Below are 25,145 nucleotides of genomic sequence, written 5' to 3' on the forward strand. Positions count from 1 at the left end.
CGGATCCCTGGCGTGGTCCTGGTCGTTCGCGTGTTCATCCGATCGCCTGCCTCGAGTCCAGTACGTCGAGGACCTCGGCCACTCCGAACGCCGGTGGCAGCGACTCGTTCGCCATGTACAGCTTCTCGGCGACCGGGCGGGGCAGCGGCAGGTGCTGGAAGTAGCCCTGGGCGACCCGGTCGGGGCCGGTCGGGCGGGAGACGTAGCGGGAGACGGTCACGATGCGGAACTGTTCGCGGCCGTGGGAGACGAGCAGGGCGATCTCCGCGACGCGGCGGGAGCCGTCGGCGTGGCGGGCCAACTGGACGACCACGTCGACCGCCGAGTTGATCTGGTCCTTCAACGCCTCGAAGGGGATCATGACTTCGGACATCGAGCCCAGGGTCTGCAGCCGCATCAGCGCGTCCTCCGCCGAGTTGGCGTGGACGGTGGCCAGGGAGCCGTCGTGGCCCGTGGACATCGCCTGGAGCATGTCGAGGGTCTCACCGCCTCGCACCTCACCGACGATGATGCGGTCGGGGCGCATGCGCAGGCTGTTGCGGACCAGGTCGCGGATGGTGATCTGGCCCTTGCCCTCCACGTTCGGCGGGCGGGACTCGAGGCGGATCACGTGCTCCTGCTGGAGCTGGAGTTCGGCCGAGTCCTCGATGGTGATGATGCGTTCGTGGGCGGGGACCAGGCCGGACAGGGCGTTGAGGAGCGTGGTCTTGCCGGTGCCCGTACCGCCGCTGACGATGACGTTGAAGCGGGCCCTGACGAAGGCCGCGAGGAGCATCAGCATCTGCTCGTCGAGTGAGCCGAGGCCGATCAACTCCGGGAGTGTGTAGGCGCGGGGGAAGCGGCGGATCGTGAGCGTCGGGCCGGTCAGGGAGAGCGGCGGGATGATGACGTTGACGCGTTCGCCGGTGGGCAGCCGGGCGTCGACCATCGGATTCGACTCGTCCACACGCCTGTTGACCGTAGAGACGATCCGCTCGATGGTCTGCATCAGCTGCTCGCTCGACGCGAAGCGCATGGGGAGCTGTTCGACGCGGCCGGCTCGTTCCACGAAGATCGAGTCCGGCCCGTTGACCATGATCTCGGTGATCGACGCGTCGGCGAGAAGCGGTTCGAGGACGCCCAGGCCGAGGGCTTCGTCGACCACCCGCCGGATGAGCTGGGAGCGTTCGGCGGAGGAGAGGACCGGACCCTCACGGCTGATGATGTGCCCGAGGACGCGTTCCAGGCGGACGCGGCGTTCGGCCGCCGCGAGGCTGGACATCTCCGCGAGGTCGATCTCCTCGAGGAGCTTGGCACGGTAGACGGCGACGAGGTGGCCGTCCTCGCGCGCGGTTCCGTTGCCGTTGCCGTTGTCGTCGGCGGAGGCTATGCGGGATCGCAGGCTCATATCAACCGCCGTCTTCGTCGTTGGGCATGGTGGCGGATCGTTGCAGTTCCCAGTCGTCGAAGAGCGGGATGATCGCGGGGACATGGACGGTCACGGTGGCCGTTGACGTGTCGCCCGCGCCCGGCGGCGCGTCCACGTCCGGGTTGAGCCAGTCGCTGACGGAAGCAACGCCCGCCGAGGTACCGTCGCCGCCGAGGGACGTGGCCCGGGCCGCCGCGCGGGCCCCCGTACCGGCCTGGTTGATGCCGTAGCCGATCAGACCGAGCTGGATGCAGGCCAGGCCGATGACGAGGAGGATCGGGAGGAACCCGGCGAACTCCAGGATGGAGGTACCGCGATCGTCGAGACGGCCGCGCGACCGGTCCCGAAGGCTCCTCACCCTCGTCCTCAGCCTCAGCCTCATCAGTGCTCGTCCCCCTCCAGCGCGGCCCCCGCCACGCCGTTCACCGTCCAGTTGACGTCGAACCCCGGGAAGAAGAGGGGTACTTGGGCACTGACGGTGGCTTTCATGATCTCGCCCTCGGTGCCGCAGTCGATGGCGGCGCCGTTCCAGGCGCCGGGGAGGTGCTCGCTGCCCGCGCTCTGGCAGGCGCCCAGGTAGTTGGATTCGTCGAGGGCGTACGCCGCTGTGGCCGCGCGAGCCGCCTCGTCCGCCGCGTTGCCGGCCAGCGAGTACGTGTAGCCGTACAGCACGCACTGCCACAGGATGCTCATCACGACGAGCAACAGCGGGAACATGCCCGCGAATTCGAGGGTCACGGCTCCTCGGTCGCCGCCCTTGTCCCCCCGCAGCCGCAGGCTCAGCGCTCCCCGGTCCGAGGACGACGACTTACGTCGCCTGCCCCCGCCGCCCTCTGGCACGACGACCAGCCCCAACTCCCCGGCCAGCGCCCACAATGCCTGCTTGACCGTCGACCGGGCGTCCAGGTCCTGGAGCCGGCCGGCGTCCACCACGCCCTGAAGTTCCTTGAACGCGGCGGGAATCGAGGCTCGGGCGACCTTGGTTCCGGTGACCTTCTCGACGAGGGCGGGCTGGATCTCCGTACCCTTGGACTGTCTGTTGACGACCGTCAACGTCTCCTCGGCCTTGCGGATCTGGAGGCGGTCCCAGAGGCGGACCATGCGTTTGGCGGCACGTACGGCGACGACGTCCGGGGTGACGAGGAGCAGGGCGTGGTCGGCCATCTCGACGGCTGCCGCCGTGGCCGAGTCCATACGGGCGCCGCAGTCGACGATCACCACGTCGTTGCGGGAGCGCAGGGCGGCGACGACCTGCCGGGTGACCCGGTCGGTGACCTCCTCGCCGCGTTCGCCCTCGGCGGGGGCGAGGAGCAGGCCGATGCCGGTGTCGTGGGTGAAGACGGCGTCCTGGAGGACGCGTTGGTTGATGTCGGTGATGGCGGCCAGGTCGGCGATCGACCTGCGGAACTGAACGTCCAGGTAGGAGGCCACGTCCCCCGACTGGAGGTCCAGGTCGAGCAGGGCGACGCTGTGGCCCGACGCCCTTGCGGCGAGGGCGAGTTGGACGGCCGTGACCGTGGCGCCGACGCCGCCCTTGGCGCCGGTCACGGTGACGACCGTACCGCCGGGTCCCGAGTACAACTCCGGTGCGTTGCTGCCCAGATGGCGCCGCATGCCCGACGACCAGGCCGCCGCCGCCTGCACCCGCTCGGCCAAGGCCTCGTAGGTGAGGGGCAGTTGGACGATGCCACGGGCGCCGGAGTCCATGGCGGCGGTGAGGACGCCGGTGCTGGGGTCGGCGGTGATGAGGACGACCCCGACGGCGGGGAAGCGCAGCACGAGGTCGCGTACGAGGTCGAGGGCCGGGACAGGTCCGATCCGCTCGTGTACGAGGACGACTTCGGGCAGCTCGTCGAGGGAGTCGGCGGCCAGTCGGGCCAGGGTGTCGAGCAGCGCGGTCGAGTCGGCGACCGGCTGGGCGGGTTCGGCGTCGGGGAGGCGGCTGAGGAGAGTGGTCAGGGCGCGGGCCGACTCGATGTCGGCGGTGGCGGGGAGGACGCGGATGGTCATCGGCGGCACACCCTCGCCGGGCACGGCCTCGACAGGCACGCCTGCGGCTGCGGCTTCGTACGTACGGACGTCATGGCCGGCCTCCTACTTGTCCTTGTCGAGGGTGTACGTACGGTCGGAGGGGCCGGGGACGGCCGTCAGTTCGCCGCCCGCGACCAGGGACAGGCGGACATGCTCGGCGAACGACTCGGCGTACGCGACGCGTTGGGCGTCCGGCGTCTTGAGCGCGAAGGTGATCGGGACGGCCTCCGTCGCCGTGCGCTGGCGCTCGTTGCTGGACTGTCCCGGTTCGAGGGCGGTGAGTTTGCCTACGTCGATGACGCGCGCGTTCGTGACGAGCAGCTTGGCCTCGTCGACCTTCTTCTCGCTGTCCTTCGACTCGAAGGTGGCGTAGATGTTGACGAGCGACCCCGGGTTGATCTTTCCGGCCACGCCGGTCGACGCGTCGATCATGATCGCGATCTCCTGCTCACCGGGGGCCAGTTCGGGCCGGTCGACGATCATGTCCGTCTGCAGCAGGGAGCCCTTCTCCAGCCGGGTCACCGCGACCTTCCCGCGGATCTGGGAGACACGGGTGACGGCGGTCTGGGACAGCCACCGCTTCGGCATGGAGATCTTCTCGAACTGGTCGGCCGTGAGCTCCTTGTAGGGCGCGATGTCGCTCTTGAGGCGGTACGCCGTCACCTCCGGGCCGACCTTGGAGTTCACGTCGCGGATCACCGAGAGCACTCCGGCGAAGGCGCCGACGGCGCACAGGGCCGAGAGGACCAGCAGGATGACGCCGCGGCGCTGGCGTGAGTTCATGACTCGGACAACCTCGATGGGGGAATGGGGACGGATACGTCTCGTTTGTCTTTAGGTCTCACACGTTTCATACATGTCTTACGTCGCACCTCGGGGCAGTGCTCGTACTGATGTTCCCGGTGCTCCTGCCGGGGTTCCTGCCCGCCCGAGGGCCACCGGAAGCTCCGAACGCGCAGCGAGTGGGGCGGCGCAGAATCCGCAGCGGTCGCCGATGAGCTCGAGGCCACACCAGTGGCACTGCTCCCGGCGTACGGAGGAGACCAGTTGGTAGAGCACGGAGACGTCGTGCAGCCCGGCCGCGAACTCCACGATCTTCCCGGTCCCCCACCAGCGCGGAGACTCCGCGGGCAGCGGAACGGGGGCGACTCCCTGCACACGCCAGGCGGGCGCGAGTGTCGTGTTGACCCAGTCGGAGGGCGCCTGCCCCTGCGCGACAATCAGCCGCGTCCCGAACTCGGGCCCGGCCAGCTCCTCCTGGCCCACCCGTACGAGCTGGGCTCGCGGATTGGCCAGTACGGCGAACTGCGCCCCCGGCACCCAGGACTTGGCGTGCGACTTGAGGGAGACGGGGACCCGGTCGAGCTTGGCGACGGAGCCGAGGTGGGCGCCGGCGTAGATGTAGTGGGCGAGCAGCCGGGCGGAGGACGCGAGTACCCCCGGGCTGAAGTCGCACATGGAGAGCTGCCTCAACTGCTGGGAGAGCAGGGCGAGTCCGAGGGGCGGCAGGTCGACGGGGAGCAGCGCGATCCGGTCGCTCTCCAGGACGGAACGCACGGTGTGCAGCCGCCGGATGACGGCCGCGTCCGTGGACGCCGGGTAGAGGGCGATGACGTACCCGTGCTGCTCGACGAGCGTGTGCATCCCCATGAGGGCGCCGTCGAGGCTGTCGAGTGACGGGACTGCGGCGGGCGGGGTCTGCCGGTCATGCGGTGGGAGCACCAGGTCCGCGCTGGTGACGGCTATCGCGGTCGGCACGCTGCACACCACCCCGTTCACTGCGGCGGGGTGGTCGGCCACCGCCTCAGATCGCCCCTGTGACGTCCTCTTGCATCAGCACCTTATCCACGGCATGGCCCGCTCAACACCGGATCTTCTAGATCAACTAACGGATGGTGGAGCCCGATCGACGCAGAGTGAGGCGAATATGCCACAAGTCGGGTGCCGGGGAGGGTAGTTGACGGGAGCGGCCGACCGGAGTCGGCGCACCGTTCACAGTCGGGTCTGCCAGAATTCTTCACACCTTCGACAACTGCGCGTGTAAACCTCACCACCGGAATTGTGGCCTCCATCACAGCACGCGGGGCTCGTGCCTGATCCACTGCCCCGATGATCGGTCTGATACTCCGCGTCCTGCCGTGGTACATCCGCGAGCCCCTGGCCATTTCCATCTGCCTCTTCTTCTGCGGCGCCGCCTTCTACTGGACCATCCAGGCCGGAGGCTGGGCCCGCTTCGGCTTCGGCGTCCTGTTTCTCGGCATCGCGGTCCTGCGGGGGTTCATCCTGAGAGGGGAGTTGAGAACTTGGCGGGCGGCGAGACAGGTTGGCGCTGCTCCTGCCTCCGCGCCTGCGGCTGCGCCTGCGGCGGGAGGGGACGGGAGCTGAGATCCCGTCCGGGGGCGGGCGACAGCTTCCATGATTCCTTGCCGGAGAGCGAATGAACCATCTATTCCTTATCCGAGAAGGGGTCAGAACACTCCCCCCAGTGAAACGTGTAGCCCCCTGCCCCCACACGATAAGCAGCGGACAAGCCGCGATCGGGAAGACCGAACTCCTCCCGGATCCAGCCGTCCATCGCCAATGCCGCCAACTCCGACCGGAAGTGAGCGAGCGGGAAGGCGAGCGTCGTGACCTCGGCTACCAGACCGGCCGGGCGGGTGACGGACAGTTCCGAGGCATGAACTGAGAGCCCGAATGAGAGCCACGCACAGTCACGCCAGTTGATCCCACCGGGCGGTTTCAACCAAACGTTGCGATATATCCGCAGGAGAGAATTTTCGCTCGTTTCAAGGGAGCGAAATTCCCCTGTCAAGTCAGCAGCCAGGCCACCGAAGGGGCCATTGAGGCGATATTTGAACGTACTGGCCATACTCAGACGGTCAGTCTCGCGATGGCGAGCTCGACGAGTTCATCGAGCCCGATCTCCCTCGGCGTGCCGCTCTGGGTGTTCCACTCGGCAACGAACCACGCGCCATGCCATTCGGCACGCCACACATCACCCTGCCGGTTCTCGAACTCTACGAAGCTCCCGGTTCCGCCGTCCATCAGCCGAAGCTCCTCCACGAGCCGCGCCGGCTCGGTGAGGCCCCGCCCCGGGTTCGTGCTCCTGCCCCGGGTCCGCGTGTTGGCGTACCGCATCTTCAGGAAGGGGAGCGGTTCGCGGTCGAGGTGGTTCAGGCGCAGCATGCGGTACCTGGTGACGGCCTCGTCGAGGGATTCCTCGCCGGAGAACTCGCAGGCGTACGCCGGGAACGTCAGCCGGACGTGTGGGGTCAGGTCCGGGTTCTCCACGCGGTAGAAGCGGTGGACCTCCGGTGCGATGCCCACGACCGCGTCGAAGCGACGGCCGGCGGGCGGTTCGAAGCCGCCGAGCGCACCCAGGAACGGGTTGCGGGCGAAGATCGCGTCCTCGTGATCCCGGGCGAAACGGAGGGTGCTGACAGCGAGGTCCTGGTCGTAGGAATCACGGCCGCTCAGCTGGAGCAGCCGCTTACCGTCGGTGGACAGCGCCCCCGCGAAGTCGATTTTGGGAGCCGGCGACCAGTGCCAGCTGTCGGGCAGGCCGGGAAGCGGCTCCGCCCCACGGAAGCCCGTCACTACGGCGCGAATGTCCATGAGTCCTCCGTGATCACGTGCTCAGCTGCATGAGTACCCGTCTCCGACTTCCTGGATGAACGTGTCCGTCATCCGCCCGCCTCCCCGGGAGTTCTCGCTCCACTCCATCGGTTCCAGATGGTCCGTGTTGTTGTAGAAGTCGTTGCGTGTGGGGCGGTCGGAGAATCGGCCTTCCCGGTTCCAGTGCTGGACGACGGGGTCGAGGTGCTCGTAGGTCACCGTACGGTGGAACGGCTCAGGGTTGTTGGCCCGGGGGTCCCAGATCATCTCGTCGTTGCCGTTACGCCAGGTCAGCTGGTCCCGTGGGATCCGCACGCCGTTGGAGTCGCGCGGTACCCCGCCGATCGCCCGGCCTTCGTCGGTGTAGTTCTCGACCATGTGATCGTGAGTGGGTGTGCGGTAGCCCGATGGGTACTGGTTGTCCCTCGTGTACGCGCGATCCCCGTCGGGGAGATCAGGGTCCCGCCCGAACCGCATTCCGTTACTCGGGTCCTGCCACGCCAGTCCGAGCGGGTCGCTCCACCGGTACGGGTTGGGGACATACGCACTGTCGTTTGCTGCTGGTGCGAGGCCGAGGGGGTCGGGGCTGGCGTACTGCCCCGTGAGCGGGTCGTAGTGACGCAGGAAGTTGTAGTGCCAGCCGGTCTCGTCGTCGACGTACTGTCCGGGAAATCTCAGCGGACACTCGACCTGGCCGGTGCCGCCGGTCTGCAGGGTGTCGGGCAGGCGGCTGCCCCAAAGAGTCGTCCGCTGCTGCCAGACCACTTCGCCTTCGGCGGAGACGAGTTCGGCGGGTGCACCGGAGAGATCGGTGACGATCGCGTGGAAGCGGGCGTCCCGGCCGGGCGCCGCCCGGTCGAGCTGAGCGACCGGCTCATGCGTACCAGGTATGTAGTCCCAGGTCGTGGCCGAGCCGTCCTGGGTGATCTGCTCGACCAGTCGGGTGCCGTCCCACACGAAGAGGATCTCGTCGGCGACGGATCCGTTGTCCGTCAGCCGCTGTTTCGCCACCCGGCGGCCCGCGGGGTCGTACCGGTACCGCCAGCTGACGCCGTCCGGGGTCGTCGTGCCGATGAGCCGGCTCCGGCTGTTCCACGTGTACGACCGGATCCGCCGCTGTCCGTTGAGCAGCCGCCGCACCGTGCGGACGATCCGTCCCTCCGCGTCCCGTTCGTAGCGGGTGCGCCCGGTGCGCTGGATCCGGGTGCCCACAAAAGATCGGTTCCTGTCGCCGTCCTCGACGACGGGGTTCGACGCCTGGGTCAAATTCCCCAACTCGTCGTACTGGTACCCCTCCTGCCACCCTCGCGCGTCCACGGCGGTGACCTGGCCCCTGGTGTCGAGCGTGAAGTCACGTGTCCCGGTGGTCAGTTCGTCGATGGAGGACAGCGCGCCGTCCGGACGGTACAGATAGGTGCGCCGCTGAAGCACCGCTTCTTCGCCGTGGGCGGCCGAAGTCCGTGCGAGCGTTTGGGCGGCAAGCCTGCTCGTCTCGTCCCAGGACTGACTGAGCCGGACACCGCCGGGGAGGAGACGGCTTATCTCGCGATCCCTGTCGTCGAAGCCGAACGTGATGCAGCGGCCGTCAGCTTCGAGCACGGCGGAGCGTTCCGTGTCGTCGTACGTCCATGTGGACTCGATGCCCGTGGGAGTGCGCCGTGCGACGCGCCGTCCGAGTGTGTCGTACGCGAACGTCGTCGTCCTGCCGTCGATGCTCTCCGACAGCAGGAGACCGTCCACGCTGTAGCTGCGCTCGACGGTGGCATCGGGACCGGTTTCCAGCGTTGGGCGGCCTTCGGCGTCGTACGTGCAGCTGACCGAGACACCGTCGTACCGTGTCTCGACCGCACGGCCGAGAGCGTCGCGGTGGAACGAGACCGATTCTCCGGCTCCGTTGACGCGGGACGCGAGCAGGCCTACGGCGTCCAACTCGTAGCTGAGCGAGCGCCCGCCGAAGTCGGTCTCGGACACCAGGCGGTTCGCCGCGTCGTACCGGTACCGCCAGGCACTGTCCTGAGGGTCTGTCACCTCGACCAGGTTCAGTTCGGTGTCGTAGATGAAGGAGTGCACGGTCCCGTCGGCCAGTCCCCGGGCGGCGACCTGACCGAACGGACCGACCTCGAACGTGGTCGTACGTCCCAGGCGGTCGGTCTGGGACACCAGGTGGCCCTCCGCATCCCACACCCAGTGCTCCTCGGAGCCGTCCGGTGTCCGGCGCCACACCATGCGGCCCTCGACCGTCGTGCGCCGGAGGGTGACGCGTCCACGCGTGTCCGTGAAGCTGCTGACCTGGCCCAGAGCGTCCCGCTGGATCCGGCTCACAGCACCTCGCGTGTCTGTGAACTCGACGGGCAGCCCCCTGTCGTCGCACTGTGCTCTGCTGGTCCGACCGACAGCGTCGATGAGGGTGACGAGGCCGCCGTGACGGTCGTACTCGTAGCGGGTCCTCGCCCCGGTCGGGGCGGTCGTGGCGACGTGGTTGCCCCTGCTGTCGTACGCGTGGCGCCACTCCGCTCCGGCGGGGGTCACCGCCCGTACCAGTCGGCACAGTTCGTCGTACTCGGCCTCGGTCACCGCCCCGTCGGGGCGGACCACCAGGGTGAGATTGCCTGCCGGGTCGTAGCCGTAGCGGGTGGTGCGCCCCAGGGCGTCGGTTTGGGCGAGAAGTCGGTCGAATCGGTCCCACTCGATGCTGAGGCTCTGTCTCAGCGCATTCGTCACCGAGACAAGCTGAAGCCGCTCGTTGTGCCAGTAGGTGGTGGTGTGGCCGAGGGAGTCGGTGTATCGCGTGCTGCGGTTCTCGTCCTGGTAGGCGATGGTGCAGTCCAGGATGCCTTCGACGCCCTCGCCGCGGATTACGCGATGGGCCTCGTCGTAGGCGTAGCGGTACCAGGAGCCCGTGCGGTCGGTCCAGGACGTGATGCGGTCGTCCGCGTCGTAGGTGAGCCGGTACGGCAGATCGCTGGAGTTGATGATCTCGGTCAGGCGACCGTTCTCGTAGCCGTAACGCATCAGTGTGGTCGGATCGTTGCCGGGATCCAGCAGTCGTAGCGCCGTGACCCGGGCGTCGGCCGAGTCGACGGCCACGTGGTACCCACCGGAGTGGCGCAGAGCGAGCGGGGCGCCGTCTGCGGCGTACTCGAAGTCGATGCGGTTTCCGTTGCGGTCCCATACAGCCCGGATGGGCAAAGTGAACGCGGTGTCGTGATCGGCGCTCTCCACGGGTGCGAAGAGCCGGGTGATGCCCGACACGGGGTCGGTGACCCTCATCCCGCCCGGCTGCTCCTCGTCGAACGACAGCGGCCAGCGCGGCCCTTCCTCTGGCAGCACCTCGCCGCCGCCCTGCGGCGGCGGATAGACCAGAATCATGCCGTCCGCTGTGGCGAACAGCACGCCCTCGTCGTCGAGTTCGAGCCGTTGGTCGAGTGTGGAGGTCCACGAGGGGCCGAACCAACGTCCCGAGCGGTAGGTGGAGACATGTGTCCTGGCCACGGCCAGTCGCAGTACGCCCGGAAGCAGGACGTCTGTCGCGGTCATCAGCATCTCGCCGGAGACCATGTCGACGGGATCGCCGTTCTTGCACCGCCCCGTGGCGGGCTTTCCCTTGGCTACGGCGTTGTCCGCCTCCTTGCGCAGGCCTCGTCTCCCCAGCCCCTTGGCCATGGCCTTGAGGCCGCCCTTGCCCAGCGACTTCATGCCTTTGGCAAGTCTGCCGACAGTGGTGAGGCCCTTGCCACCGGGTATGCAGTCGAGCGCGGCGAAGCCCACATCCCACAGGGACGCCTGCCCCTTGGAATACTTGTAGAGAGTGTCAGCAAGTACGACCAGGGCGGCCACTACCACGATCGCCGCGAGGATCGGCCCCCCGATGATCATCGCGACCACCCCGACCACGGCAACGACTATCTTGCACACGGCGACGATGGTGTCCCAGTTGTCGACGAACCAGTCACCGACCTCCTCCCACCAACTCCGGTTCTGGATACCGGCGTCGGAGGCCTGGTCGATCCTCCGCTTCGCCTCACCGGCCGCGTCCTCACGCATCCTGCGCGCGTCCTCGGCCATCTTCTTCGCCGCGTCCAACGCCGACTGCGCGCCGTTCACGTCCGACTGGGCGCTGCTCTGCGCGGACTTGGCGTGCTGGGCGTCCCGGGTGGCGGCCCGGACCTTCGCCTCGTCCGGCTTCTCGGCGGACTTGCTGCCGGTCGGGTCGTCCTTGTACTTGTCCGACTCCTTGGCGGCCCGGGTGACCCACGAATCGGCCGAGGAAAGGCGGGACTTGGCCGACGCCAGGTCCGCCTGCGCCTCCCGCCCCTTCGCCAGCGCCTTGTCCGCCAGGGCCTGCGCCCGCTCCAGCTTCGGCCAGTAGTCCACCAGCGCGTCACCGCACAGGTCGTACGACCGCTTCAACTTCTTCAGGTTCTTGGGCACGTCCGAGAACTCGTCCTGGAACACCTCAGCGGTCTTGCCCGCCCACTCCAGCGTCTCGTTCTCCGATGCCATCCCCTTGATCAGACGCAACGCGTCCGCGACATCGTCCGCGAAGTCATGCAACGTAAGGGCCAGTTGACGCACCCGGTCCGGATCACCGGGCGTCGGATCCTTGTCCAGGTCCAGCACATGCCAGTCCGCCGGCCGGTACCCCGCCATGCCGCAACCCCCGTCAACCGAACCTCAACGACAACAGTCGTACGCACACGCGAACTTACTGCGCACGGACGTTCGACGGGAAGTTGGGAAGGGGCACAGAACAGATCAGAAGCGGTGTGGGTCATGCTGTGCGACGGCAGAGGATGTGAAGATCACCTCCACGCTGGAACCGCCAGGTGCCAGCGTGGAGTGTCGAGCCCAAGGGGCACGCACGGCGATCAGTCTTTGCCGTTGTCACAGTGCAACCTTGGCAGCCTGGCGGAACCACCGGCCACACCGATAGCGTCTTGATTTTGCTAGCACACCTGTCTCACGGGGAGTCCACTGTGAAGCGCCGCTCTTTGCCCGTTGCTACCGCGCTCGTCGCGTCCGCGGCCCTGCTGCTGACCGCCTGTGGCGGCGACGACAGCGGATCGAAGGACAACGACAAGATCGCCGGCGCCGACACCGGGAGCGAGACCTCGGCATCGCCGACGGCATCCGCGACGGCCCCGGCTGCCTCCGCCGACCGGCCGAAGATCGAGCTGCCGTCGGATCTGACGTACACGTTCGAGTGGCCCAAGACGGGTGACGCGGACAAGGACGCGGTGCTGGCGGACAGCGAGCAGTCCATCAAAGCCGTCGATCTCGCGATCACGAAGCAGAACGCGCTCGACAAGGCGTACCTCTACTACTACGAGGGCGAAGCGGCCGCTGGCACAGAGACGTTCATCAAGAAGTACGTAGACGCCAAGGCAAGCATCACGGGGGCCTATCGCTTCTACGACCCGGACCTCAAGGTCGACAGCGACGGAACCGCTTCCCTCAGCTACTGCGAGGACCAGGGGAAGGCGTACGTCAAGTACCTCGAGACCAACAAGGTCAAGAAGACTGAGGTCAACGCAGACAGCTACGTCATCTACCACACGTCCCTCAGGAAGAGCGACAAGGGCGTCTGGCTCATCGAGAAGATGGTCTCTGAAGTGGGGAGTGCCAAGTGCCAGCCGTGACACGCAAGTCCTGGACCCCGTCGGCCGCGCTGGCCATCGCAACGCTTGTGCCCCTCCTGTCACTGCCCGGAGTGGCACACGCCAACGACACGATCGGCGGGAGCGCACAGAACCCCGGCACGACCGGACCGAGCGGCAACGCCAATGGCGACACCCTCTCCGCCACCGCCGGAGGCGTCAAGTACTACCCGCCGAGCAGCAGCAGACCAGCTTCCACCGGCGCGCTGAAGCCCATGACCTCCTGGACGCCGCCCGCCTGCTGGTACGCCCCGACCTATTCGCCCGCGGAGTTGCAGGCGGTCAAGGAGCCGGTCTGGGCTGCCGAGTCCACGGGGTACGAGTGGGATGCCGAGCAGCGCAAGGAGTACCTCAACGAGGACGATCACTCCAAGGACTTCAACAAGGACAAGACCGGCAAGGGCTACTGGTGGGGGCCCTACGTCAACAAGTCCTATCCGCCCGGCTGGGACTCCTGCACGAGGGACTACTTCTGGGTCGACACCGGCGCCGCACCACCCCCCGACATCGAGAACGTCATCACACCGGAGATCCTCGCCGGACTCGCGTACAACGAGATCCGCGTCCCCAGCACCAAAGTAACCCTCGCCCCCGCCGGCCCCACCAAAGTCAACCTCCCCACCTGGGCCTGGCTCGACTCCGCTCAGTTCAAGCCCGTTTCCGTCACCGCCTCCGTGCCGGTGCTCGGGATGCAGGCCACGACCGTCGCCGAGCCGCAGTCGCTGCGGATCGAGCCCGGTACCGCCGACGCCCAGGTCTACCCCGCGTCAGGCGTCTGCACGTTCGTCGACGGGCGTATCGGGGAGCCGTACGCCACCGGGAAGGCCGGGCAAACTCCGCCCTGTGGGGTGAAGTATCTGCGTTCCTCCGGCGACGGGACCTACTCGCTCCGCGCCACCATCACCTGGAAGATCCACTGGACCGGGACCGGGGTCAACGCCCCGCAGGCCCTGCCCGACGGTGAGTTCGGGGCCGAGCAGGCCGTCGTCGTGCAGGAGATCCAGGCCGTCAATCGTTGAGTCGGTGGGGTTGGGGGCGGCGCAAATAAGTCCGCCCCTCGCTGAAACATTTCCCCCGGTCCATCGCGTCAATGAGGTGAAGGCACTCCACGCGCCCGGGACATGAGCGCGACGCACGCACCAGGGGGACGTATGAGAAAGGTCCGCGCCGACGGTTACGCGGAGTTCGCGGCGGCGCGCGCGGGGCATCTGTATCGCTCCGCGTGTCTGCTCACCGCCGGGGACACGTATCTCGCCGAGGACCTGGTGCAGGAGACCTTCGGGCGGTTGTACGTCAACTGGGGGCGCGTCTCCCGGGCCAGCAACCCGGCGGGCTACGCGCAGACCGTGCTCACCCGGACCTTTCTCACGCATCAGCGGCGCCGCAGCAGCACCGAGCGGGCCACCGCCGTACTCCCCGACGTGCCCGTACCGTCCGCCGGAGCCGACGTGACCATGCGGCTCACCCTCGTCGAGGCGCTGGCGCAACTCGCCCCCAAGGACCGGGCGGTGGTCGTCCTGCGCTATTGGGAGGACCGTTCCATCGAGGAGACGGCCGGTGCGATGAACGTCAGCTCGGCCGCCGTACGCACCCGCTGTGTCCGCGCCCTCGCCCGGCTGCGCACCCTCCTCGGCGAGGAACTCGGCGAGTACGCAACCCGCTGAGCAGCCGGTCAGCCGGTCGGCGGGGGCACGCCTTCCGCACAATTTCCTACACGTCAGCAGAAGTGGTGGTTCGCCATGCCCATCGAAGATCGAGACGAACAGTTCGAGGACCGGCTCGGCGCCGCCCTGCGTAGCGCCGGCGACTCCTTCGACGCCGATCGCACCGCCCTCGTCTCCGGCGGCGAGTCCCGGGGACGCAGGCTCCGTATGCGACGTCGGACCGCTGTGCTGAGCGGCGCCGCCGCGATCGCCCTGGTGGGCGTGGGCGGCGCGCTGGTCACCCCCTGGGGAGGCGACGGCACCGGACAGCGGGCCGTCGGGGCCGGCGGGACGACCGTCGGGCCCGGTCACGCCACCGCGACCCCGGCCAAAAGCCCCACGGCCAAGCCCACGGCTCCCGTCTCCGGCGCCCAACTGCTCAAGACGCTCAAGGGGTTGCTCCCGGCGGGCCAGCTCACCCAGCAGTCCTCGCGCGGTACCGACTCGGAGCTCGGTCCGTACGCGTACGGCGTGTTCGACGACGGGAAGGGCGCCGCGGCGCTCTCCGTCAGCCTCGGCCGGATCACGCCGGGGAGCGACGCGGCCCGTGAGACGGCCGAGTGCCCGGACAAGGCGTTCGTCCCGTACGACGAGTGTGTGACGAGCCCGCTGCCCGGCGGTGCGTTGCTCAGGATCCTCAAGACGTACGAGTTTCCGGACCGCCGGGTCGACACCAAGCTGTGGACCGCGGACCTCGTCACCGCCGAGGGAGCACGTGTGTCGGTGATGGAGTGGAACGCCCCCGCCGAGAAGGGCGCCCCCATCAGTCGGCCCGAACCTCCGCTGAACAGCGCCCAGTTGAAGAAGGTGGTCACCGATCCGGCGTGGCTCAGGGCCGTCAACGCCATCCCCGTGCCCGACAAGGTCGAGACGCCGCCGCCGTCGAGCGCCCCCGAGGAGGTCGAGAGCGACGCCATCACGACGGCGCTCATCGGGCTGCTCCCGAAGGGGCTCAAGGTGGTCGGGAAGAGCAGGCCGAGCGTCGGGTACGGGTACATCGTCGTCGACGACGGCAAGGGCAAGAGCTTCGTCGAGATCAATGTCCAGCCCAACATGCAGGACGTCGAGGACGACCTGTTCGGTGAGGGCCGCGGCGCGGTGACGATGCCCGACGGCGTCAAGTACACCGTCCGTCAGGGACCCGGCGACGACAAGGGCAAGGGGCTCGTCATGCGGACCGCCGACGCGCTCTGGCCCGACGGTCTGCGGGTGGTCGTGAGCGCCTTCAACTCCGCCAGCCAGATCACCGCCCCGACCCGCGCCAACCCCGCCCTCACCCTCGACCAGCTCAAGGCGATCGCCACCAACTCGACGTGGCAGCAGCTGCAGCCGGTCCCCGACCAGGACTGAGTCCGGACGACCCGGTCAGAAGAACTCCGACCACGGCTGGTCCCAGATCTGCTTCACGCACAGCACCAGGAACAGCAGACCGGCGATCACCAGCATGGCGTTGCTCAGCATCCGGTTGCGCCACTCGGCAGGCGTACGTGAGGAGTTGAGCAGGACCAGGAGTGTGCCGGCCAGGAACGGGAGGAAGGCCGCGCCCAGCACGCCGTACAGGATGATCAGGCGGAAGGGCTGGCCCTGGAAGAGCAGGACGATGGGCGGGAAGGTCAGCCACAGCAGGTACGCGCGGAACGGCCACGACCGTTCGCGCGTGCCGGAGGCGACCTCCTCGCCCGTCGTCCGTGTGCCGCGGAAGCGTTCCACGAAGTCCGCGAACATCAGGCTCACCCCGTGCCAGACGCCGATGAGTGAGGTGTAGGAGGTGGCGAAGAAGCCGATCAGGAAGAATTTCGCGGTCGCCGAGCCGTACTTGTCCGCCAGGATGTCGCTCAGCTGGATCAGGCCCTTGTCGCCGCTCGCGATCGCCACGTTGGCGCTGTGCAGCAACTCCGCGCCCACGAACAGCATGGCCACCACGAAGATGCCCGTCGTCGCGTACGCCACCCGGTTGTCGAGGCGCATCACTTTCATCCAGCCCGTGTTGGTCCAGCCCTTCGCATTGACCCAATAGCCGTACGCGGCAAGGGTGATGGTGCCGCCCACCCCGCCGATCAGGCCCAGCGTGTTGAGGATCGAGTCCTTCTCGTCGGGCAGGACGGGCAGCAGGCCGGCGAAGGCGTCCGCGAGGTTGGGGGTGACCCGGATCGCGAGGTAGACCGTGACGACGAACATCACGCCCACCAGCACGGTCATGACCTTCTCGAAGACCTCGTACTTGTTGAACCAGACGAAGACCAGGCCCGACAACCCGCACAGGATCGCCCACCACTTGAGGTCCATGATGTCCGGGAACAGCGCCTGCAGCGGCAGCGCGCTCGACGACATCGCCGCCGCGCCGTAGACGAAGCCCCAGATCACGACGTACGCGACGAAGAAGTACGTCGTCCAGCGGCCGAGGCTCGCCCAGCCGTCGAAGAGGGTGCGGCCGGTGGAGAGGTGCCAGCGGCCCGCGGCCTCGGCGAGGGAGATCTTCACCAGGCAGCCGAGTACGGCGGCCCACAGGAGGGTGTAGCCGAAGTTGCTGCCCGCGATGAGCGTGGCCACCAGGTCGCCGGCACCGACGCCGGTCGCGGCGACCACGATTCCCGGCCCGATGTACTTCCAACTGGATTTGCGCGGAGTGGAGTTCGCAGGTGAGTCGTCCTGAGCGCCCGAGGAGCCCGGGGCGCCTGAGGAGCCCGGGGCGCCCGAGGCCCCTGCTGAAGAGGTGTTTCCTGTGGTGTCCGCCATGGAAGCAAAGAAAGCGCAAAGGGGTGGAGGCGCACAAGAGGGCGTTCCGGAGCCGGAGTTGGACAGCCGGGGCAACCGGCTCCGGAACAGGGCCGCTACGGCTGTCGCCGACCACAGCCGTCGGACCCGCATGTGCCGAGCTCGAACCACACGGTCTTGCCCGGCCCCTCCTGGTGACAGCCCCAGCGCCGCGCGAGCGCGTCCACCAGGAACATCCCCCGTCCGCTCTCCGCGACACCCGCGCACCGCACCCGAGGAGTACGGCGGCCGGTGTCGGTGACCTCGCAGCGCAGGACGCCGTGCGCGGCCCAGACCGTGAGCTTGAAGGGGCTCGCGGCGTGCAGCACCGCGTTGGTGACCAGCTCGCTGACGAGCAGTTCCGCCACGTCGAGGAGTTCGTCGGCGGGGTCGGTCAGGTCTCCCCGGCCGGCCAGGCCCCACTCCTCCAGCTGCTTGCGTATCTCCGCTCGGGCTTCGCGGACGGCGGTGGGGCACGGGTCGTACTCGACGCTCAGATGGCCCGCCCCCAGCGGGGGTTGGAGGTACGAGCCATACCGGGAGACGGGATCCTGGCCGTGTCCCCCGGGATCCCCGGAGAGTTGCAGCATGCCTTCAGCATCGCCTCCTCGGGCACCCCCGCGCGCGGGTAGAAATACCTGTTTCCGTACGCACAACACGTTGAGCGCGTTGAGCGCGTTAGGCACGTTGTGCGCGTTGCCGGAGGTGCGAGTGCAACTGCTGGCACTGGTGGCGCTGGCGGCGCTGGTGGCGCTGACGCGATCGGTGTTGTCGGTGCGGTCAGTGATGCGTCGCCACCCAGGCGGCGATCTGGGCGCGGTTGGCGAAGCCGAGTTTGCCGAGGATGTGTTCGACATGGCCTTCGGCGGTACGGCGGGCGATCACCAGGCGGTCGGCGATCTGCTGGTTGGCGAGGCCCTCGGCGACCAGCGCGGCCACCTCGGTCTCGCGGCGCGTGAGACCCGACGCCGGCGTTTCGGGACTCCGGTCGGGCGACCTGCCCTCCCCCAGCGCGTACTTGACGACCGCTGCCAGGTCGAGTGCGGCCCCGCGACGGTACGCCCGCTCGTACGCCCGCCTGCTCCGCCCGAGGCCCTTGCGGGCCCGTGTCTCGGCGTCCTGGCGTACGGCGTCGAAGGGAGCCGCCCGGACGCTGTCGGCGCCGCCGAGCAGCACGGCGGCGCGTTCGTGGCCGTGTTCCTCGCCATGTTCGTGATCGTGATCGTGGTCGTGATCCAGGCCGAGCTCGTGCTCGTGGCTGTGGTCGTGCCCGTACCCCGACTGGTTCTGGTGCTCGTGCTGGTGACGGTGGAAGGTCGCGATCAGGGCGAGGAGGTCGAGAGTAGGGGCGATGCCCAGGGTGTCGTGCAGGGCATGGCCGATGCGCAGGGCCTCTCGGGCGGGTGGTTCCGCGCGGTGCCAGTCCTCGCGGGCGGTGTGGGCGAGCGCCCGCAGAGCGCACGAGCGGACCCACTCCTCGCCGTACTCCTCGCACACCCGCAGGGTGTTCTCGCAGACGGCGACCCCCCGGTCCGTCTCCCCCAAGTCGGCCAGCACGCACGCGAGTTGTACGCGTTCGAGTCCGGCGAGAGTGGCATGGCCGCCGGTTACGGGTCCCCGCGCCACGCTTTCCTCGAAGTGCCGCAGGGCGGCGGCCGGTTCGCCGCCGGTGAGCAGACCGAGCCCGATGACGTACTCCGCGTGCGCGACCTCGGGGGCGTCCCCGAGTCGCCGGGCGAGGGCACGCGCCTCCTCGGCGCGCCGCCTGCCCCGGGCGCGGTCCTCCGCCGAGCCGGTGAGCAGCCCGAGCAGCCCGGAGACCCACAGGGCCCTGGCCCGCTCGCGGCTCGGCCCGGGGCTCGCTGCGAGGGCGCGGTCGAGCCAGTACCCGCCTTCGCCGGGTGCGCCGCACGCGTACCAGTGGAACCAGAGGGTGCCGGCGAGACGGAGGCCGGCGAGCGTGTCGTCGGGGGCGCCCCCGTCCGCCCCGAGGCTGAAGTCCAGTACGGCGCGCAGGTTGGCCCGGTCGGCGTGCAGGCGGGCGGCCAGCTGCTGTTGGCCGGGGCCGAACCAGGCCTGCTCGTACGCCGCCGCCCGGGCCTGCGTCCAGTCGCGGTGCCTGCGCCGGGCGGCGCGTTCCTCCCCGGGGCGCTGCCTCAGCCGGTCGAGACCGTACCGCCGGAAGGTGTGGAGCAGCCGGTACCGTACGCCGCCGTCCGGGCCGGGTTCCCGGCTCAGTACGGACTTGCCGACCAGCTCGGTCACGGCGTCCAGGATGTCGGCGACGCCCTCCCCGCACACGGCTTCGGCCGTCTCCAGGTCGAAGTCCCCGGCCAGGACGGACGCCCGCGCCCACACCAACCGCTCATCAGGCGTGCACAGTTGATGGCTCCGGTCGATCGTCGCCCACAGGGTGCGGGGGCGGCGGCGGGGGCGGGGGCCGGCGGTGGTCCGGGTCTCGTGATCATCGTGATCATCGTGATCGTCGTAGGTGGCGGCGAGCAAGTCTTCGGCGTTCAGGTCGGCCGGGTCGGTCATACGGGACGCGGCCAGCTCGATCGCCAGGGGGAGGCCGTCGAGGCGGCGGCACAGGTGGGCGGCGGTGGCTCGGTTGGCGGGGGTGAGTGCGAAGCCCGGGACCGCTGTCGCCGCTCGGTCGGCGAAGAGGGCGAGGGCCGGGTGGCGTTGGGGCGTGGAGAGGTCGCCGTCCGGGTCCGGGACCTGCAACGGCCGTACGTCCAGCAGGTGTTCCTCCGTCAGGCCGAGGCGGTGGCGGCTGGTGGCGAGGATCCGTACGCCGGTCGTGCGGTGCAGGAGTGCGGCGGCGAGTTCGGCGCAGGGCCTGTGCAGATGCTCGCAGTTGTCGAGGATGAGGAGGAGGCGTTGGGTGCTCAGGTGGTCGGCGAGGACGTCCGGGAGGTTGCGGTGTGCCGGTCGACCGTGGCTTGGGTCCTCGGGGCGGGTCGAGTGGTCGTACAGGCCCAACGCCGTTGCTACGGCCCGGAGTACGACGAGATCCCGGTCGTCGCGTTCGCCCAGGTCGCCGGGCCCGGCCAGCTGCACGAAACGGACGCCGTCCGGGAAGGCGCGGGTCAGGCGGGACGCGACGCGGGCGGCCAGGCGTGACTTGCCGACGCCTCCCGGGCCGGTCAGGGTGACGAGGCGGGCCCTGGCCAGGAGGGCGCGGACTTCGGCCTGTTCGGTACGGCGGTCGACGAAGCTCGTGGTCTCGACCGGCGCTTGAGCCGGTGGCCGGCGATTGGTTCGTGGCGCGGATCCGCCCATGATCGGTACTTTCCAACGGCTCCCGCAGGTCACACACGCAGGTCACTCGCACGGGTGGTCTTGCCGCGGAGCTCGCGACGGGGAGCACGGGCAGGCGTACTCTCCGCGCGGTCGGCCGGTTCACGCCATCACTCTTTATGCGGTCTTGACCTGCCCATGTCAGAGCCGCACCATGAGCCGCACACCCGCACCACACCCGCACCAGTCCGTCGCACCGAAGAACCACCCCCCGCTCCACTCCCCAGCGTCCGGAGATCCCGGAACTCCCGGAGAGAAACAGGAGACTTCATGCGACTTCGCATACGAGGCTCAGGTGCCCGCAGTGGCAGACGCTCCGCCGCCGCCGTCGGCCTGCTGTCCCTCGCCCTCGCCGTCGGCGTCACCTCCGCCACCCCTGACGCCACAGCCACCGCGACCAGCGCCGAGCGTCCGGCGGCCTCGGCGGACGACATCCGCCAGTACGAGATCAACTTCGCGAACTCCACGTCCGACGTCCGTACCGACATCATGGCGTCGGGCGTGACCGTGGACGAGGCCGACGAGGAGACCGTCGTGGTCTCCGGCCGCGCCGACCAGGCCCGGAAACTGGCCCAACGCGGCTATGAGATCACCCTGTTGGGCGCGGCCCCGAACCGCGCCGGCAGCGCCGACGACGTACGGCTGCTCGACTTCCCCACGGCCGACTCCCGCTACCACAACTACGCGGAGATGACGACGGAGATCAACTCCCTGGTCGCGGCCAACCCCTCCATCGCCAGCCAGCGCGTCATCGGCACCTCCTACTCGGGCCGCAACATCGTCGCCATCAAGCTCAGCGACAACGTCGGCACCGACGAGGCCGAACCCGAGGTGCTGTTCACCCATCACCAGCACGCCCGTGAGCACCTCACCGTCGAGATGGCGCTCTATCTGCTGCGCAACCTGACCTCCACCTACGCCACCGACTCGCGGGTCAAGTCGATGATCGACTCCCGTGAGATCTGGATCATCCCGGACCTCAACCCGGACGGCGGCGAGTACGACATCGCGAGCGGCTCGTACCGCTCGTGGCGCAAGAACCGCCAGCCCAACAGCGGTTCGACGAACGTCGGTACGGACCTCAACCGCAACTGGAACTATCGCTGGGGCTGCTGTGGCGGTTCCTCCGGCTCGACCTCGTCGGAGACCTACCGCGGTCCGTCCGCCGAGTCCGCGCCCGAGGTCAAGGTGGTCGCCAACTTCGTCCGCAGCCGGGTCGTCGGCGGCGTCCAGCAGATCAAGACGGGCATCGACTTCCACACGTACAGCGAACTGGTGCTGTGGCCCTTCGGGTACACCACCGCCAACACCACCACGGGCATGACCCAGGACGACCGGGACGCCTTCGCCACGGTCGGCGGCAAGATGGCCGCGAGCAACGGCTACACGCCGGAGCAGTCCAGCGACCTGTACATCACGGACGGCTCGATCGACGACTACCTCTGGGGCAGCCAGAAGATCTTCGCGTACACGTTCGAGATGTACCCGACGTCCAGCTCCGGTGGCGGTTTCTACCCGCCCGACGAGGTGATCGATCGGGAGACGGCCCGTAACCGGGACGCGGTGTTGCAGCTGCTGGAGAACTCGGACTGCATGTACCGGTCCATCGGGAAGCAGGCGCAGTACTGCTCTTGACGTCCGTCTGTCTGAGGTTGTGGGGAACTGCGGGCCGGTTGTGGCTGGTTGCGCAGTTCCCCGCGCCCCTATGGGGCGCTCTCCTCAAGGGCTTCCGCGTCTTCGAAGTAGGTGTCCAGGACCTTGTCCAGGGCCGTTTCCCACTCCTGGAACTGGGACTTCGCCTTCGCCTCGATCTCTACCGGGTACCAGCGGCGGTCCGGGGTGTGGACCGTCACCGTGAACCGCTTGCCGAAGCGTGAGGTCTCCGTCTCGACGGCCCCGATCTCGTCCCAGCGGAACTCGCACTCCTGGTCGTCCAGGAAGAGTTGTACGCCACGGTGGTCGGCGATGATCTTCGCCCGGCGGTCGGACGCCTCGAAGACGGGGCCGTCCGGGACCTCGGCGTCGGAGTCGGCCTCCGACTCGGACTCCGCCTCCGTCTTGGGCTCCGCTTCGGCCGCCGAGGTGGCCTCCTCCGGTGCGGACTCCTTCGACGGCTCCGGGACCCGGTCCTCCGGCTCGGCCGGCACGGGTGAAGTGAGCCCGGGGATGGCCGCCGGGTCTACCGCGGCGGTCTCCAGGGGCTTGCTGCTCGAACCTATGCGCTGCTCCACAGGCGGAAGTATGGCGGACATTGCTGTGTCATGGGACAGCAGGGGCCGGAGAGATCAGGAATGGCCGAAGGGCACGCCTGCGCCGACCGGCTCAGCTGTCCAGCACCGCCAGCGCGTCGATCTCGATGAGGAGCCCGGCGGGAAGGCCGACGTAGACGGTCGTACGGGCGGCCGGGGGCGCGGTCAGGCCCTGTTCCTCGAAGTACGTGTTGTAGATGCCGTTCATCTCGGCGAAGTGGTCCACGTCCGTCAGATAGACGCGGATCATCATCACGTCGTCCCAGGTCGCGCCGCCCTCCTCCAGGATGGCCTTGACGTTGGCGAGGGTCTGGAGGGTCTGCTCGGTCAGGGTCGGGCCGGCGGGCGTCGGGGGCTCTCCCTCGACGGCGGGCAGAAAGCCGACCTGCCCGGCGACCTGCAGAATGTTCCCCTTCCTCACACCGTGGGAGAACTTGGCCGGCGGAGTGGTGTGGGTCTTCGGGGTGAGGGCGATCTTGTCTGTCATGGACCGTTGTCCTTCGTTGGCGTGGGAGTCCTGCCGGAGTACTCGCCGCTGATGGCGTCCGCGGTACGGCGCACCAGTGGCAGCAGGGTGAGGAGTTCGTCGGCGGTGACGACGACGTTGGGGGCGGAGACGGACATGGCGGCGACCACGCGTCCGTCGGTGCCGCGCACGGGGGCGGCGACGCAGTTGATGGACTCCTCGTGACCGCCGAGATCGGTGGCCCAGCCCTGCTCGCGGACCTTCTCCAACTCCCGCAGGAAAGCGGGGGCGTTGGGGGTGGAGCGGGAGGTGTACATGGGGTACTCGAACTTGTCGGCGAGGGTGCGCCGCTCGGTCTCGGGCAGGTCGGCGAGCAGCAGCTTGGCGACGGCGGCGACGGTGATGGCGACGGGCTTGCCGATCCGCGAGTACATGCGCACCGGGTAGCGGCTCTCGACCTTGTCGATGTACAGCACCTCGCCGTCCTCGTGCACGGCGAGGTGGACGGTGTGGCCGCAGCTCTCGTTGAGGCGTACGAGGTGGGGGTGGGCGATCTCCCGGATGTCGAGGTTCTCGACGGCTTCCTGGGCGAGCGCGAAGAGGCGGGCGCCGAGCCGGTAGCGCTGGTCGGACTGGCGGTAGACGAGCCCGTGCTCGTGCAGGGTGCGCAGCAGCCGCAGGGCGGTGGACTTGTGGACGCCGAGCCGGTCGGCGACCCGGCCGAGGTCGGCGGGGCCCTCCGCGAGCAACGGCAGGATGCTCAGGGCGCGGTCGACGGTCTGGCTCATGGGGTGCGTACCTCCTCCGGGGCCTGCTCGGCTTGCGTCCAGCCGGGGCCGAGTCGAAGTGTCTCCCACGCGCGCTCGTCGAGGGCGGCCAGCCGGTCGGCGTGGTCACGGGCGGGCGGTGCGGCGAGGTCGCCGGGGACGGTGAGGACGGCGGCGGCCATGAGGTGGCCGTGCCGGAGGCGGTCCCGTACGGGCAGGCCCCGCAGGGTGGCGGCGAGGAACCCTGCGGCGAAGGCGTCCCCGGCGCCGACCGCCGCGACGACGTCGACGCGGGGTGCCGGGACGAGCACGGAGTCGGTGACACCCGTAGCGGCACAGGCGCCCCTGTCGAAGGCGACGGCTCCGCTTCCGCCCTGCTTGACGACCACGAGTTCCGGCTCGGGCAGCGCCGCCGCGATCTCGGCCGCGTCCCGCAGCCCCCACGCCTCCTCCGCCTCGTCGGCGCCCACGAAGACGAGGTCGGCGCGCCGCGCGAGGTCCAGCAGGACGCGGGGGCCCTTGTTGTCGGCCCACAGTCCCGGACGGAAGTTGACGTCGAACGAGACGAGGGGCCGGCCCGGCCGGGGCCCGGTCAGCTCCCACAGCAGGTCGAGACAGTCGCCGGACAGGGCTGCGGTGATCCCGGACAGATGCAGCACCCGCGCCGCGCGCGCCGCCGCCAGGTCCACGCTTTTGGCCGACATCGCGGAGGCCGCCGACCCCGCCCGGTAGTAGGCCACCTCGTGCGCGTCGGTGGCCCGGTCGCCCGCCGTACGGAAGTACACGCCCGTCGGACGCGCCGGATCACGTCGTACGGACGTCACATCGACCCCGTACGCGCCGATCGCCTCGAGCAGGTGGTCGCCGAAGGCGTCGTCGCCGACGCGGCTGATCCAGCGGGCGGAGTGGCCGGCGGCGGCGAGAGCACAGGCCACGTTGGACTCGGCGCCGCCGATGGTCCGGTCGAAGGACGGCACGTCGGCGAGGCGGCCGGGACGCGAGGGCAGGAAGGTGACCATGGACTCGCCGAGCGCGACGACGTCCACGACATCCACGGCATCCACGACATCGGGGGCGTCGCGGGGTCCGGTGCGGGTCACGATGGTCGTAGCTCCTGGCTGGTGGTGCGGGGGGACGGCGGCTCCGTTGACCCCGCGTTGGGCGAGATGTTAGACAGCAGTAAGCGGTATAC

At 69.0% G+C, this 25,145-nt stretch carries 21 protein-coding genes; 6 read left to right on the forward strand and 15 right to left on the reverse strand.

Going from position 1 to position 25,145, the window contains the following annotated elements; translation table 11 throughout:
* Nucleotides 1–34 precede the first annotated feature (34 nt).
* The 5 genes from ABZ855_RS24970 to ABZ855_RS24990 form a co-directional block, all read right to left on the reverse strand.
* Nucleotides 35–1,387, reverse strand: coding sequence for a CpaF family protein (locus ABZ855_RS24970; RefSeq protein WP_360810304.1), 1,353 nt, complete (start codon nt 1,385–1,387; stop codon nt 35–37).
* Between the two features lies 1 nt (nt 1,388).
* Nucleotides 1,389–1,790 carry a TadE family protein gene (locus ABZ855_RS24975; protein ID WP_360810306.1) on the reverse strand — a complete coding sequence of 134 codons (402 nt, stop codon included), beginning with the start codon at nt 1,788–1,790 and terminating at the stop codon, nt 1,389–1,391.
* Complete coding sequence (locus ABZ855_RS24980) at nt 1,790–3,418, reverse strand: AAA family ATPase (RefSeq protein ID WP_360810308.1); 1,629 nt, start codon at nt 3,416–3,418, stop codon at nt 1,790–1,792. Before ABZ855_RS24980 ends, ABZ855_RS24975 begins: the two co-directional genes overlap by 1 nt.
* Nucleotides 3,419–3,502: 84 nt before the next feature.
* The gene (gene cpaB, locus ABZ855_RS24985) at nt 3,503–4,222 is read right to left on the reverse strand and encodes a Flp pilus assembly protein CpaB (protein WP_360810310.1); all 720 of its coding nucleotides are present in this window, start codon (nt 4,220–4,222) and stop codon (nt 3,503–3,505) included.
* A 78-nt stretch (nt 4,223–4,300) separates the two neighbouring features.
* A complete protein-coding gene (locus ABZ855_RS24990) occupies nt 4,301–5,197 on the reverse strand; it encodes a hypothetical protein (protein WP_360810312.1) in 897 nt (298 codons plus the stop codon).
* Nucleotides 5,198–5,548: 351 nt separating this feature from the next.
* Between ABZ855_RS24990 and ABZ855_RS24995 the strand changes: the two genes are divergently transcribed.
* On the forward strand, nt 5,549–5,824 hold the full coding sequence (locus ABZ855_RS24995; RefSeq protein WP_360810314.1) for a hypothetical protein: 276 nt from the start codon (nt 5,549–5,551) through the stop codon (nt 5,822–5,824).
* A gap of 61 nt (nt 5,825–5,885) precedes the next feature.
* Here ABZ855_RS24995 and ABZ855_RS25000 read toward each other — a convergent pair whose 3' ends face one another.
* From ABZ855_RS25000 to ABZ855_RS25010, 3 genes are read right to left on the reverse strand one after another with little or no spacing between them, the layout of a single operon-like run.
* Nucleotides 5,886–6,308, reverse strand: coding sequence for a hypothetical protein (locus tag ABZ855_RS25000; protein WP_360810316.1), 423 nt, complete (start codon nt 6,306–6,308; stop codon nt 5,886–5,888).
* A gap of 2 nt (nt 6,309–6,310) precedes the next feature.
* Nucleotides 6,311–7,054 (reverse strand): hypothetical protein, encoded by a 744-nt coding sequence (locus ABZ855_RS25005; protein ID WP_360810318.1) that lies wholly within the window; start codon nt 7,052–7,054, stop codon nt 6,311–6,313.
* 21 nt (nt 7,055–7,075) lie between these two features.
* Complete coding sequence (locus ABZ855_RS25010; protein WP_360810320.1) at nt 7,076–11,704, reverse strand: DUF6531 domain-containing protein; 4,629 nt, start codon at nt 11,702–11,704, stop codon at nt 7,076–7,078.
* A gap of 326 nt (nt 11,705–12,030) precedes the next feature.
* Between ABZ855_RS25010 and ABZ855_RS25015 the strand changes: the two genes are divergently transcribed.
* The 4 genes from ABZ855_RS25015 to ABZ855_RS25030 all read left to right on the forward strand — a co-directional run bounded on the left by ABZ855_RS25015 (nt 12,031) and on the right by ABZ855_RS25030 (nt 15,764).
* Nucleotides 12,031–12,693, forward strand: a complete 663-nt coding sequence (locus ABZ855_RS25015; protein WP_360810322.1) for a hypothetical protein — start codon at nt 12,031–12,033, stop codon at nt 12,691–12,693.
* A 92-nt stretch (nt 12,694–12,785) separates the two neighbouring features.
* Complete coding sequence (locus tag ABZ855_RS25020) at nt 12,786–13,730, forward strand: hypothetical protein (protein ID WP_360810451.1); 945 nt, start codon at nt 12,786–12,788, stop codon at nt 13,728–13,730.
* Between the two features lie 132 nt (nt 13,731–13,862).
* On the forward strand, nt 13,863–14,375 hold the full coding sequence (locus ABZ855_RS25025) for a SigE family RNA polymerase sigma factor (RefSeq protein ID WP_360810324.1): 513 nt from the start codon (nt 13,863–13,865) through the stop codon (nt 14,373–14,375).
* Between the two features lie 75 nt (nt 14,376–14,450).
* Entirely contained in the window at nt 14,451–15,764 is a 1,314-nt protein-coding gene (locus tag ABZ855_RS25030; protein ID WP_360810326.1) for a hypothetical protein, read from the forward strand.
* Nucleotides 15,765–15,779: 15 nt separating this feature from the next.
* On the opposite strand, the gene ABZ855_RS25035 is transcribed toward ABZ855_RS25030, so the two are convergent.
* The 3 genes from ABZ855_RS25035 to ABZ855_RS25045 form a co-directional block, all read right to left on the reverse strand.
* Nucleotides 15,780–17,150, reverse strand: coding sequence for an Nramp family divalent metal transporter (locus ABZ855_RS25035; protein ID WP_360810328.1), 1,371 nt, complete (start codon nt 17,148–17,150; stop codon nt 15,780–15,782).
* Nucleotides 17,151–17,245: 95 nt separating this feature from the next.
* Complete coding sequence (locus ABZ855_RS25040) at nt 17,246–17,758, reverse strand: ATP-binding protein (protein ID WP_360810329.1); 513 nt, start codon at nt 17,756–17,758, stop codon at nt 17,246–17,248.
* A 190-nt stretch (nt 17,759–17,948) separates the two neighbouring features.
* Complete coding sequence (locus tag ABZ855_RS25045) at nt 17,949–20,453, reverse strand: LuxR C-terminal-related transcriptional regulator (protein ID WP_360810331.1); 2,505 nt, start codon at nt 20,451–20,453, stop codon at nt 17,949–17,951.
* A 288-nt stretch (nt 20,454–20,741) separates the two neighbouring features.
* Between ABZ855_RS25045 and ABZ855_RS25050 the strand changes: the two genes are divergently transcribed.
* Entirely contained in the window at nt 20,742–22,106 is a 1,365-nt protein-coding gene (locus tag ABZ855_RS25050; RefSeq protein ID WP_360810333.1) for a M14 family metallopeptidase, read from the forward strand.
* Between the two features lie 68 nt (nt 22,107–22,174).
* Here the strand turns inward: ABZ855_RS25050 and ABZ855_RS25055 are convergent, their stop codons facing one another.
* The 4 genes from ABZ855_RS25055 to ABZ855_RS25070 form a co-directional block, all read right to left on the reverse strand.
* Nucleotides 22,175–22,702 carry a hypothetical protein gene (locus ABZ855_RS25055; protein ID WP_360810335.1) on the reverse strand — a complete coding sequence of 176 codons (528 nt, stop codon included), beginning with the start codon at nt 22,700–22,702 and terminating at the stop codon, nt 22,175–22,177.
* A gap of 91 nt (nt 22,703–22,793) precedes the next feature.
* Nucleotides 22,794–23,207 carry a RidA family protein gene (locus tag ABZ855_RS25060; protein WP_360810337.1) on the reverse strand — a complete coding sequence of 138 codons (414 nt, stop codon included), beginning with the start codon at nt 23,205–23,207 and terminating at the stop codon, nt 22,794–22,796.
* Nucleotides 23,204–23,974, reverse strand: coding sequence for an IclR family transcriptional regulator (locus ABZ855_RS25065; RefSeq protein WP_360810339.1), 771 nt, complete (start codon nt 23,972–23,974; stop codon nt 23,204–23,206). Before ABZ855_RS25065 ends, ABZ855_RS25060 begins: the two co-directional genes overlap by 4 nt.
* Nucleotides 23,971–25,053, reverse strand: coding sequence for a sugar kinase (locus ABZ855_RS25070; protein ID WP_360810341.1), 1,083 nt, complete (start codon nt 25,051–25,053; stop codon nt 23,971–23,973). The genes ABZ855_RS25065 and ABZ855_RS25070 overlap by 4 nt, the downstream gene beginning before the upstream one ends.
* Between the last annotated feature and the right edge of the window lie 92 nt (nt 25,054–25,145).

The sequence above is a fragment of the Streptomyces sp. NPDC047042 genome, from assembly GCF_040644035.1.
Lineage (GTDB): Bacteria > Actinomycetota > Actinomycetes > Streptomycetales > Streptomycetaceae > Streptomyces.

What these genes read in the sequence shown, in the direction of transcription:
- ABZ855_RS24970 (WP_360810304.1), bottom strand. Translation starts at nt 1,387, where the DNA reads ATGAGCCTGCGATCCCGCATAGCCTCCGCCGACGACAACGGCAACGGC.
- ABZ855_RS24975 (WP_360810306.1), bottom strand. Translation starts at nt 1,790, where the DNA reads ATGAGGCTGAGGCTGAGGACGAGGGTGAGGAGCCTTCGGGACCGGTCG.
- ABZ855_RS24980 (WP_360810308.1), bottom strand. Translation starts at nt 3,418, where the DNA reads ATGACCATCCGCGTCCTCCCCGCCACCGCCGACATCGAGTCGGCCCGC.
- cpaB (WP_360810310.1), bottom strand. Translation starts at nt 4,222, where the DNA reads ATGAACTCACGCCAGCGCCGCGGCGTCATCCTGCTGGTCCTCTCGGCC.
- ABZ855_RS24995 (WP_360810314.1), top strand. Translation starts at nt 5,549, where the DNA reads ATGATCGGTCTGATACTCCGCGTCCTGCCGTGGTACATCCGCGAGCCC.
- ABZ855_RS25000 (WP_360810316.1), bottom strand. Translation starts at nt 6,308, where the DNA reads ATGGCCAGTACGTTCAAATATCGCCTCAATGGCCCCTTCGGTGGCCTG.
- ABZ855_RS25005 (WP_360810318.1), bottom strand. Translation starts at nt 7,054, where the DNA reads ATGGACATTCGCGCCGTAGTGACGGGCTTCCGTGGGGCGGAGCCGCTT.
- ABZ855_RS25010 (WP_360810320.1), bottom strand. Translation starts at nt 11,704, where the DNA reads ATGGCGGGGTACCGGCCGGCGGACTGGCATGTGCTGGACCTGGACAAG.
- ABZ855_RS25025 (WP_360810324.1), top strand. Translation starts at nt 13,863, where the DNA reads ATGAGAAAGGTCCGCGCCGACGGTTACGCGGAGTTCGCGGCGGCGCGC.
- ABZ855_RS25030 (WP_360810326.1), top strand. Translation starts at nt 14,451, where the DNA reads ATGCCCATCGAAGATCGAGACGAACAGTTCGAGGACCGGCTCGGCGCC.
- ABZ855_RS25035 (WP_360810328.1), bottom strand. Translation starts at nt 17,150, where the DNA reads ATGGCGGACACCACAGGAAACACCTCTTCAGCAGGGGCCTCGGGCGCC.
- ABZ855_RS25040 (WP_360810329.1), bottom strand. Translation starts at nt 17,758, where the DNA reads ATGCTGCAACTCTCCGGGGATCCCGGGGGACACGGCCAGGATCCCGTC.
- ABZ855_RS25045 (WP_360810331.1), bottom strand. Translation starts at nt 20,453, where the DNA reads ATGGGCGGATCCGCGCCACGAACCAATCGCCGGCCACCGGCTCAAGCG.
- ABZ855_RS25050 (WP_360810333.1), top strand. Translation starts at nt 20,742, where the DNA reads ATGCGACTTCGCATACGAGGCTCAGGTGCCCGCAGTGGCAGACGCTCC.
- ABZ855_RS25060 (WP_360810337.1), bottom strand. Translation starts at nt 23,207, where the DNA reads ATGACAGACAAGATCGCCCTCACCCCGAAGACCCACACCACTCCGCCG.
- ABZ855_RS25065 (WP_360810339.1), bottom strand. Translation starts at nt 23,974, where the DNA reads ATGAGCCAGACCGTCGACCGCGCCCTGAGCATCCTGCCGTTGCTCGCG.